Here is an 8,862-nt window from a genome sequence, read left to right as displayed (position 1 = left end):
ACCTTGGTTAGGTATACTCACACGAAGGTGGGGAGGGGAGGTCGGCGGGAAGGGAACGTGACAACGGAGGGAACCGGGCCGGGGTTCCCACCCCCCGGCCCCGGTCCACGCGCCACATCGCGGCTCAGCTCCAGTGCTGCTCCTGTACCCCGATGGGGCCGGCCGGCCGTCAGGCGACCGAGGCGGCCAGGTCGTCCAGCGCACCGCTCTTGGCCTGAGCGACGAGGTCGCGGAACTGCTCCTCGCTCATCTGCACCTGCTGTCCGAAGTCGTCGGTGATCCGTACCCGCTTCCCCTCCGGGGCCGCCGGGTCCAGAAACAGCTGCGGGCAGCCGCAGTTGCAGTTGCCGCAGAAGGTCGCAATCGGTTCCGGTCCGGTGTTGTGCATCTGTGCCACCTCGGTCGCCTCTGTCGTGGGCGTGTTTTCCCACCTCCTCGATGCCCGCGCGGCGCGCGTCCTCAAACCGGCTGCCGCGCACCGGCGGGCCCGTATCGGTGGCTGGTTTCCGGCGGTCCGCCGGGCCCGGCCGGGGTGGAGCCGAATCTATTCGTCCGGCGCGGGAACTGGGTCGGTGATTCGGACGACTACCTGGTCCGGGCCCGCATCAGCGAGCTCCGATGTACCCGGACCACCAGGAGAGTTCCATGCGTTTTCGCGCGTTGTGCGGCGTGGCCGCCGCGGTTGCCCTGCTCGCCACGGGCTGCGGCAGCAGCACCAAGTCGGGCGACGCGGCGGCGACGGCCGGGGCGAGCACGTCCGCGGTCGCCGGCTACCCCGTCAAGGTCACCGACTGTGCGGGAGCCGGGACCACCTTCACGGCAGCCCCGAAGAAGATCGTCACCAGCAACGCCTCCAGCCTGGAGATGCTGCTGCAACTCGGAGCCGGGGACAAGGCGATCGGCACCGGCTTCCCGCCCGCCAAGGGCAGCATGCCCGCCCAGTTCGCCGACCAGGCCGCCAAGGTGCCGGTGCTCGGCCAGATGGTGATCGCCAAGGAGAAGCTGCTGGGCTCGGGGGCCGACCTCTACATCGACACCTTCGCCCACGCCACCGGCATGGGCGGCATGGGCGACGTGCCGACCGAGCAGGAGTTCACCGCTGCGGGCATCAAGCACATGTACCTGCACTCCACAGCCTGTGCCGCGACGCATCTGGGCCCGCAGCAGGACCTTTCCGCGGTCGAGGGGGACATCAAGAACCTCGGTGCGGTGACCGGTACGTCGGCCAAGGCCGAGGAGCTGGTGGCGGGGATGGAGAAGAAGGTCGGCGCCGTCCAGGACGCGGTCAAGGGTGTCGCCGCGGACCAGCGGCCGTCGTACTTCTTCTTCGACTTCGACGCCGGGACCAAGCAGCCGATGGCGGTCTGCGGCAAGCAGGTCGCCAACGCGGTGATCACGCTCGCCGGCGCGCGGAACGTCTTCGGCGACTGTGACGGGGACTTCAAGCCGGTCTCCTGGGAGGACGTGGTCGCCAAGAACCCCGACTGGATCCAGCTCGGCGTGCGCAACAAGGGCAGCGATGCGGCGAACCAGCAGGCGTTCGACCAGGCCGCGCAGTTCCTGCGGGACTTCCCGGCCACCAAGGGCCTGAAGGCCGTCCAGGAAGGCCACTTCGTGCGGATCACCTCGGAGGTGACCACCATCGCCGGGGTCCGCGACGCCGACACCGTGCAGCAGATCGCGGCCATCGTCCACCCGGACCTGGTCAAGGGATGACCCGGGAAGCCGCCGCCACCAGCCGACCCGTGCGGTCCGTACGGCCCGTACGGTCCGTACCGGTCGGCTGGGTGGCGGCCCTGCTCGGCCTCGCACTGGTGGCCGCCCTCACCGTCGCCGTCTCCCTGGGCTCGGTCGACATCCCGGTCGGCGAGGTGTGGACGGTGGTGGGACGCAGAGTGGCCGGTGACCTGCCCGAGCCCGGCACCCGCGACCTGATCATCTGGCAACTCCGCGCCCCGCGCGCCCTGTTGGCGGCCGTGGTCGGCGCCGGGCTCGGCCTGGTCGGCACCACCGTCCAGGTCTTGGTCCGCAATCCGCTGGCCGATCCCTACCTGATGGGGATCTCCTCCGGCGCCTCGCTGGGGGCGGTCGCGATGATCGTGCTCGGTGCGGGCGTCGGCGCCGACGTCGGGTTCGGAGTCTCCGGAGCGGCCTTCCTCGGAGCGCTGGCCTCGTTCGCCCTGGTCTGGACGATGGCCCGGCGTGGCGGTGGCTTCGCGCCGATGCGCCTGGTGCTGGCCGGGGTCGGGATCGGCCAGTTCCTGTCCGGTTTCTGCAGCTTCCTGGTCCTACAGGCCGGCGACGACCAGCAGACCCGCGGCGTGCTGTTCTGGCTGATGGGCAGCCTCAGCGGCTCCCGGTGGAGCCAACTCCCCATCCCCGCGGCCGCCGTGGCCTTGGGACTGCTGCTGCTCCAGGCCCGCGCCCGCTCGCTCAACGCCCTGCTGATGGGTGACGAGACCGCCGCCGGACTCGGCGTCGACGTCACCCGGCTGCGGCGCGAACTCTTCGCGGTGACCAGCCTGCTCACGGGAGTCCTGGTCGCCGTCTCCGGGGCGATCGGCTTCGTCGGCCTGCTGGTCCCCCACGTCTGCCGCCTGCTGGTCGGCGGCGACCACCGTCGGCTGCTGCCGGTCTCAGCCCTGGCCGGGGCCGTACTGCTGGTCGTGGTGGACACCGTCGCCCGTACCGCGCTCGACACCCAGGAGGTGCCCATCGGCGTGGTCACCGCCCTGATCGGCGCACCCGTCCTGCTCTACCTGTTGGACCGACGCCTGGAGCGCAGTTGAGAACCGCTGTCGAGGACCTGACCGTCACCCTCTCGGGGCGGGACGTGCTGCACGGCGTCGAACTGATCGTCGCCGAGGGCGAGATCGCCGGACTGGTCGGCCCCAACGGCAGCGGCAAGTCCACCCTGCTGCGCACCGTCTACCGGCACCTGAGGCCGCGCGCGGGCCGGGTGCTGCTGGCCGGCCGGGACGTGTGCTCGATGACGCCCGTCGAGACCGCCCGGCACATCGCCGCGCTGCCCCAGGAACGCGGCAGCGACTTCGAGTTCACCGTCCGGGAGATCGTCGCGATGGGGCGCTCCCCGTACAAGCGGGCCTTCGCGGGGGACGACGACACCGACCGGAAAGCGGTGGCCGACGCGCTCCACCAGGTCGGCCTGGACGGGTACGAGGGGCGCGACTTCGCGGCACTGTCCGGCGGGGAGCGCCAACGGGTGCTGCTGGCCCGGGCGTTCGCCCAGCAGCCGGATGTCCTGGTGCTGGACGAGCCGACCAACCACCTGGACGTGCAGCACCAGGTCGATCTTCTCGCCCTGCTGAGCGCCCAGCGCCGCACGACCCTGATCTCGCTGCACGACCTGAACGCCGCAGCCGCGCTCTGCGACCGGCTGCACGTCCTGCACGAGGGTGCGGTGGTCGCCTCCGGGCCGCCACGTGAGGTGCTCACCCCTGAGCTGCTGGAGAAGGTGTTCGGGGTACGGGCGGCAGTGGTCGAGCATCCGCTCACCGGTGACCCGCTGATCGCCTTCGACCACCGCGCATCGGCGAGGGCCGTGAGCGGTCCGGTCGCCGATGCGGTGTGAGCCCGGGGTCCACCCGTAGGTGGACCCCGGGCCGCCGACTGCCTGCGTACGAGGTCTCGACGTGACTGGGGCGGCCGTCGCGCAGCACGATGCGGCCGAGCTGTTCGGCCTCGCTGCGCCACATCAACTCCCAGCCTCCGTCGGGTCGGTGGACGACGACGGAGTGCCAGGGGGTGGTCCAGGCATCCCCCGTGACCGTACAGAGCTGGTGCTCTGCGGCCTCCTGCCAGTCCGCCAGCGAGGCGCAGCGCGGCCTGCTCGACGCGTAGCGGTAGCGGTCCACCACCGTGCGCCGGGCAATGGAGAGCAGCCAGGTGCGCGCGGAGGAACGGCCGGCGAATCCGGGCAGGCTCCGCAGTGCCCGCAGAAAGGTCTCCTGGGCCAGGTCGTCGGCGGACTCGGTGTCGGCAAGGTGGGCGACGAATCGCCACACGTCCCGCTGGGTGGCGCGCACGAACGCCTCGACGTCCTCCACGCGGCCCTCCCGGGCGAGCAGGGCCAGGGCGGTCAGCTGCTCGTCATCCACGGCGATCCCCCTGCCGGTGGATCGGCGTGGGCTTTGGCAGTGCTACCGCCTGGTTGCACCGGTGGGCGAGCATGGGCAGATGACATGTGCCGACTACCGCACTGCGGCGTCCGCCCGTCTCGACGGCGAGCTCACCGGTCGACCTGGCGACGTACCCGATCTGGACTCGCACCCCGCCCGGTGCGCGGACTGCGCCGACTGGCTCGCCGCCGCCAGGCGGCTGCGGTACATAGCCCTGGCCGCCCGGGGCCCGTCCCGGGAGTGGTCGGACAGCCTCGCCGCCCGTTTGGTCAAGGCGGTCAGCGGTGATTCGTAGTCCGGCGGACGGGAGCTGCACCGGATACGAACCGGGATCTCCATCGCTCATGAGTGGTCCTGAAGGCAGGATCGGGAGCGGTGTGCGCAAACGACACCGCTGAGTAGGCGACGGCCACCAGCACCGCCGGGCCCGGATGCGGACAGGCCGTCGCGCACCGTGGCTTCCTGACGGTCAGGGCACGGCAACGCCGAACACCGGCGCCGACGTGAGCCGGGCGCCTCGTTCGCGGTGGTGTGGGGCCAGGCCCCGCAGATCCCCGTACCCGAAGCGGCCGAGGTGTGCAGGGGCGACCTACCCGCAGACACCGAGCACGTCCGGGCCGCCACGCCACAGGCGCGCAGCCGACGGACAGTCCTGAGGTGTAGCGGGCGCGTCAGACTGCCGGAGCGACCGATGGGGGCCCGCGCCGCACCAGGGCGTGCGAGAGGACCTCCAGGCGGGGAAGCCGGTCGCGACGGGGCCTCGGGCGGGCGGGTTCCGCAGGCTTGTGCCCGCCCGGCGCGAGGAGCAGAAGCACCGGTAGGAAGACACCGGCCAGGGTACGCAGCACCTCGAAGATGCCGACGATCGCGGCCTCGCCACGCCGGAGCAGCAGAGCACACACGAGCGCGGCCATCAGGTGGGCGGCCAGCATGCCGCCGGAAAGGCCGTGCGCCATCGCCATCGAGTCCGCGCCGGGCATGCTGCGTATACCCGCCATCCCTGGCATTCCGGCTACCGGCAGGGCATCGGAATCGAGGCCGGCCATTCGGGCCAGCCCGGCCGGGGCGATTCCGGTCGAGTCACCACCGGGCGAACACAGCAGCAGACTCGCCCAGTCCGGAGCGGCACTCCCGGCCTTGACGGCGGCGCCGCCCGTGGAGGAGGTGCTTTCGAACAGCAGGTGCAGCGCGCTCTGGGCCGCCACCATCCACAGGCCGATCACCGCGAGGCCGCGCCGCCGGCCCGCCAGCAGCCAGGTACCACCGGCCGTCCCGGCGAACGCGGCGACCAGCGTCGGCCCCGGCAACTCGGCCTCGGACATGCTGAAGTGCGCGGTAGCGGACACCGCCACGCACAGAGCGGCGAAGACCGCGGCGCGGAGCATCCGGAGCTGCCAGGCCGTCACGATGGCCACCATCGTCGCACCCACCCTTCCCCGCTGTCCGGCCGCCTCCGGTATTCGCCGACTCCGCGCGGTCGTCTACTACGCGGTGAGCGAGGTCAACGGGATCTTCTTCGGCGGCCACTGACGGCGCGGGCCGGTCAGCAGCACGGTTCACCGCTCCCCCGGTCGGCCGACTCGTTGCGCTGCCGGGAGACGGTGCGCGAAGCGATCGAGCTCATCAGCGCAACGCTGCTCCCTTCGCCTTCAGCAGGCACTGACACTGCCGCGCGTGACGAATGGATGCGGGAACGGGCAGGCCTGGGCATCGCCGGGACGAGCCGGGTGGCGGCGCGATGTGCAGACTTGAGTCACACCGGTCGGCAGGAGGGCAATCGTGGGAGCGGACCCACCAGCACGGTATCCGGCCATGCCGGACCCGTGGACCCTCCACTACCGGGGCTTCGACCCGGGCGAGGAGGGGCTGCGGGAGGCGCTGTGCGCCCTCGGCAACGGCTACGTGGTCAGCCGGGGCGCCGCGCCCGAGTCGGTCGCGGACGGTGTCCACTACCCGGGGACGTACCTGGCCGGCTGCTACGACCGCGCGGAGTCGACGATCACAGGGCGCGTGGTCGCCAACGAGGACCTGGTGAACTGCCCGAACTGGCTGCCCCTGACCTTCCGCGCGGCCGGGGGTGCCTGGTTCGCCGGCCCGCCTGCCGAGCAGACGGTGGAACTGGACCTGCGGCGGGGCCTCCTCACCCGCACCGCGCTCGTGGTGGACGACCGGGGGCGGCGCACCCGGCTCGTCCAGCGCCGGCTCGCCAGCCAGGCCCAGCCCCACCTCCTCGCCCTGGAGAGCACCTTCACCCCGGAGAACTGGTCCGGCCCGCTGGAGGTCCGCTCAGGCCTGGACGGCCGCGTCGCCAACACCGGCGTCGACCGCTACCGAGGGCTGACCGAACGCCACCTCACATCGGCCGGTCAGGGCGTGAACGAAACGGGACTGCTCTGGCTGGAAGCCCACGCTGTCAACTCGCCGCTGCGGATCGCCCTGGCCGCCCGGACGACCACGGACGGGGCGACGCAGGTGGCGACCGAGTGCCGCGAGGGCTGGGCGGCCCACGTCCTCACCGTGGTGGCCGAGTGCGGCCGACCGGTCACGGTGGAGAAGACGGTGGCCCTGCACACCTCCCGCGACCGGGCGATCGAGACGCCGCTGCGCGCCTCCCTCCTGCTCGCCGCCGAGGCCGGGCGATTCGAGGAGATGCTGGCCGAACACGTCCTGCGCTGGGCGGAGTTGTGGCGCCGCTGCCGGATCGGTGCCGACTTCGACGGCACCGGCCCGCTGCACCTGAACCTGTTCCACCTGCTCCAGACCTACTCCGAGCACTCCATCGACCTGGACGTCGGCATCCCGGCCCGCGGACTGCACGGCGAGGCGTACCGGGGCCACGTCTTCTGGGACGAGCTGTTCGTCCTGCGGCTGCTCAACCTCCGTTTCCCCGAACTGGCCCGCGCCGTGCTCCGCTACCGCTACCGCCGCCTGGACGCCGCCCGTCGGCAGGCCCACGAGGTCGGGCTGCACGGCGCGATGTACCCGTGGCAGAGCGCGAGCGACGGCCGCGAGGAGTCCCAGCAACTGCACCTCAACCCGCTGTCCGGCCGCTGGCTGCCCGACCGCAGCCACCTCCAGCGGCATGTCGGCTCGGCGGTCGCGTACAACATCTGGCAGTACTACCAGGCCACCGGGGACCGGGACTTCCTCGCCACGGCCGGCGCGGAGATGCTGCTGGAGATCGCACGCTTCTGGTCCTCCGCCGCAACCTACGACCGAGGCCGGGGACGCTGGTCCATCCGCGGTGTGCTCGGTCCCGACGAGTTCCACGACGCCTACCCCTGGGCGGACCGGCCCGGCCTGAACGACAACGCCTACACCAACGTTCTGGCGTCCTGGGTGCTGGCCCGCGCCCGGGACGCCCTGGACGTCCTCCCCGGCTACCGGCGCGACGAGCTGCGCGAGCGTCTCGCACTCGACACCATGGAACTCGACCGCTGGCAGGAGGTCGAGCGGCACCTGCACGTCCCGTTCCACGGGGGCGTGCTCAGCCAGTTCGACGGCTACGAGCGGCTCGACGAACTCGACTGGGCGGCCTACCGGAGGCGCTACCCCGACCTGCGCCGGCTCGACCGGATCCTGGAGGCCGAGGGCGACACCGTCAACCGCTACAAGGCGTCCAAGCAGGCCGACACCCTCATGCTCTGGTTCCTGTTCTCCGCCCACGAGGTCCGCGACCTGCTGCGCCGCCTCGGCCACCCCACCGGCCACGAACTGCTCCGCCGCACCACCGACTACTACCTCCGGCGCACCGTCCACGGGTCGACTCTCAGCTCGGTGGTGCACGCCTGGGTGCTCACCCGCTCCGATCGCCGCGCCTCCTGGCGGTACTTCCGCGACGCGCTGGTGGCCGACCTCCGGGACACCCAGCACGGCACCACCTCCGAGGGCGTCCACCTGGGCGCCATGGCAGGCGCGGTGGACCTCCTGCAACGCTGCTACACCGGCCTGGAGATCCGCGAGGACGCCCTCTGGCTCGACCCGCGCCTGCCGCCCGCCCTCGGCCGACTGGAGCTGGACCTGCGCTACCGCGGCCACTGGGGCCTCACGATCGCCATCGACCGCCGCACGGTCACGGTGAGCCTGCGCGAGGACCGCCAAGACCCGGTCGTCATCCGTCTGCGCGGCAAGGAAGCGACGGTCCGACCGGGCGAGACCCGCCTGTTCCACCTGTGAGGACCGCGCATCACCGCCGCCCGGACCAGCGCGGTTCCACCTGCTCCCAGGCATCGCCCCAGCTCGTCTCCGCCCGCCGCTCCAGTGCGCGGCGGCGCAGTGCGAAGCCGGCCTCCACGCCCAGCCCGGTCACGGGGACCATGCCAAAGCCCGCCATGACGGCGTCCGACAGGATCTGCTCGGCCCCCTCGGGTGCGCCGACCGGCTTCCCGGTGTCGTCCAGCCCGACCGGGGACGGCCGCCCCGGCGGGCGTGCCGTCCGGGACCGGGATACCTCCGGCACCGGGCCCCGCCGGGTACGTCCAACGGGCCGGAGCGTGCGCCCGCGAGCTGTCGGCCCGCGGGTTGTCCGAGCGACTGACCGGCCTGATCGCCGACGTTCGCCGGCAGATCGAGGAGCGGATGCCCCCAGGGCCCCGAGGGCCGACCCGAGCCGCTGGTCCGGGGTGTCACAGGTGGGGCCGCAGGCTCACGGCCCTGGGCCGGTCGGCCCTCGCGCCGGGCCCCGGGCCTGTCTAGCGTGGGAGCAAGGTCCGGTCGTCTGGTC

10 protein-coding genes are annotated in these 8,862 nt (G+C 72.2%); 6 read left to right on the top strand and 4 right to left on the bottom strand.

The window, feature by feature from the left end; all coding sequences use genetic code 11:
* Positions 1–169 precede the first annotated feature (169 nt).
* Positions 170–388 (bottom strand): hypothetical protein, encoded by a 219-nt coding sequence (locus ACFQ87_RS41790; RefSeq protein ID WP_380616203.1) that lies wholly within the window; start codon positions 386–388, stop codon positions 170–172.
* A 257-nt stretch (positions 389–645) separates the two neighbouring features.
* Between ACFQ87_RS41790 and ACFQ87_RS41785 the strand changes: the two genes are divergently transcribed.
* Genes ACFQ87_RS41785 through ACFQ87_RS41775 form a run of 3 tightly spaced genes read left to right on the top strand, consistent with a single transcriptional unit; the run spans position 646 to position 3,592 of the window.
* Positions 646–1,716, top strand: coding sequence for an ABC transporter substrate-binding protein (locus ACFQ87_RS41785; protein WP_380616202.1), 1,071 nt, complete (start codon positions 646–648; stop codon positions 1,714–1,716).
* Positions 1,713–2,789, top strand: a complete 1,077-nt coding sequence (locus tag ACFQ87_RS41780; protein WP_380616201.1) for a FecCD family ABC transporter permease — start codon at positions 1,713–1,715, stop codon at positions 2,787–2,789. Before ACFQ87_RS41785 ends, ACFQ87_RS41780 begins: the two co-directional genes overlap by 4 nt.
* On the top strand, positions 2,786–3,592 hold the full coding sequence (locus tag ACFQ87_RS41775; protein WP_380616200.1) for an ABC transporter ATP-binding protein: 807 nt from the start codon (positions 2,786–2,788) through the stop codon (positions 3,590–3,592). Before ACFQ87_RS41780 ends, ACFQ87_RS41775 begins: the two co-directional genes overlap by 4 nt.
* Here the strand turns inward: ACFQ87_RS41775 and ACFQ87_RS41770 are convergent.
* Positions 3,513–4,118 (bottom strand): sigma-70 family RNA polymerase sigma factor, encoded by a 606-nt coding sequence (locus ACFQ87_RS41770; RefSeq protein WP_380616199.1) that lies wholly within the window; start codon positions 4,116–4,118, stop codon positions 3,513–3,515. The genes ACFQ87_RS41775 and ACFQ87_RS41770 overlap by 80 nt on opposite strands.
* Positions 4,119–4,197: 79 nt before the next feature.
* Between ACFQ87_RS41770 and ACFQ87_RS41765 the strand changes: the two genes are divergently transcribed.
* Positions 4,198–4,434 carry a zf-HC2 domain-containing protein gene (locus ACFQ87_RS41765; protein ID WP_380616198.1) on the top strand — a complete coding sequence of 79 codons (237 nt, stop codon included), beginning with the start codon at positions 4,198–4,200 and terminating at the stop codon, positions 4,432–4,434.
* A 376-nt stretch (positions 4,435–4,810) separates the two neighbouring features.
* On the opposite strand, the gene ACFQ87_RS41760 is transcribed toward ACFQ87_RS41765, so the two are convergent.
* Positions 4,811–5,557: a hypothetical protein gene (locus ACFQ87_RS41760; RefSeq protein WP_380616197.1), complete on the bottom strand. Its 747-nt coding sequence runs from the start codon at positions 5,555–5,557 to the stop codon at positions 4,811–4,813.
* Here ACFQ87_RS41760 and ACFQ87_RS41755 point away from each other — a divergent pair.
* Both ACFQ87_RS41755 and ACFQ87_RS41750 read left to right on the top strand, forming a co-directional pair.
* Entirely contained in the window at positions 5,547–5,669 is a 123-nt protein-coding gene (locus ACFQ87_RS41755) for a hypothetical protein (RefSeq protein ID WP_380616196.1), read from the top strand. The genes ACFQ87_RS41760 and ACFQ87_RS41755 overlap by 11 nt on opposite strands.
* 282 nt (positions 5,670–5,951) lie before the next feature.
* Positions 5,952–8,315, top strand: a complete 2,364-nt coding sequence (locus ACFQ87_RS41750; protein ID WP_380616195.1) for a glycoside hydrolase family 65 protein — start codon at positions 5,952–5,954, stop codon at positions 8,313–8,315.
* 10 nt (positions 8,316–8,325) lie between these two features.
* Here ACFQ87_RS41750 and ACFQ87_RS41745 read toward each other — a convergent pair whose 3' ends face one another.
* Positions 8,326–8,598, bottom strand: coding sequence for a hypothetical protein (locus ACFQ87_RS41745; RefSeq protein ID WP_380616194.1), 273 nt, complete (start codon positions 8,596–8,598; stop codon positions 8,326–8,328).
* Positions 8,599–8,862 lie beyond the last annotated feature (264 nt).

The organism is Kitasatospora sp. NPDC056531 (genome assembly GCF_042794375.1).
GTDB lineage: Bacteria > Actinomycetota > Actinomycetes > Streptomycetales > Streptomycetaceae > Kitasatospora.
This window is presented reverse-complemented; position numbering and strand designations above follow the sequence as displayed.

What these genes read in the sequence shown, in the direction of transcription:
- ACFQ87_RS41755 (WP_380616196.1), top strand. Translation starts at nt 5,547, where the DNA reads ATGGCCACCATCGTCGCACCCACCCTTCCCCGCTGTCCGGCCGCCTCC.
- ACFQ87_RS41790 (WP_380616203.1), bottom strand. Translation starts at nt 388, where the DNA reads ATGCACAACACCGGACCGGAACCGATTGCGACCTTCTGCGGCAACTGC.
- ACFQ87_RS41765 (WP_380616198.1), top strand. Translation starts at nt 4,198, where the DNA reads ATGACATGTGCCGACTACCGCACTGCGGCGTCCGCCCGTCTCGACGGC.
- ACFQ87_RS41750 (WP_380616195.1), top strand. Translation starts at nt 5,952, where the DNA reads ATGCCGGACCCGTGGACCCTCCACTACCGGGGCTTCGACCCGGGCGAG.
- ACFQ87_RS41760 (WP_380616197.1), bottom strand. Translation starts at nt 5,557, where the DNA reads ATGGTGGCCATCGTGACGGCCTGGCAGCTCCGGATGCTCCGCGCCGCG.
- ACFQ87_RS41785 (WP_380616202.1), top strand. Translation starts at nt 646, where the DNA reads ATGCGTTTTCGCGCGTTGTGCGGCGTGGCCGCCGCGGTTGCCCTGCTC.
- ACFQ87_RS41780 (WP_380616201.1), top strand. Translation starts at nt 1,713, where the DNA reads ATGACCCGGGAAGCCGCCGCCACCAGCCGACCCGTGCGGTCCGTACGG.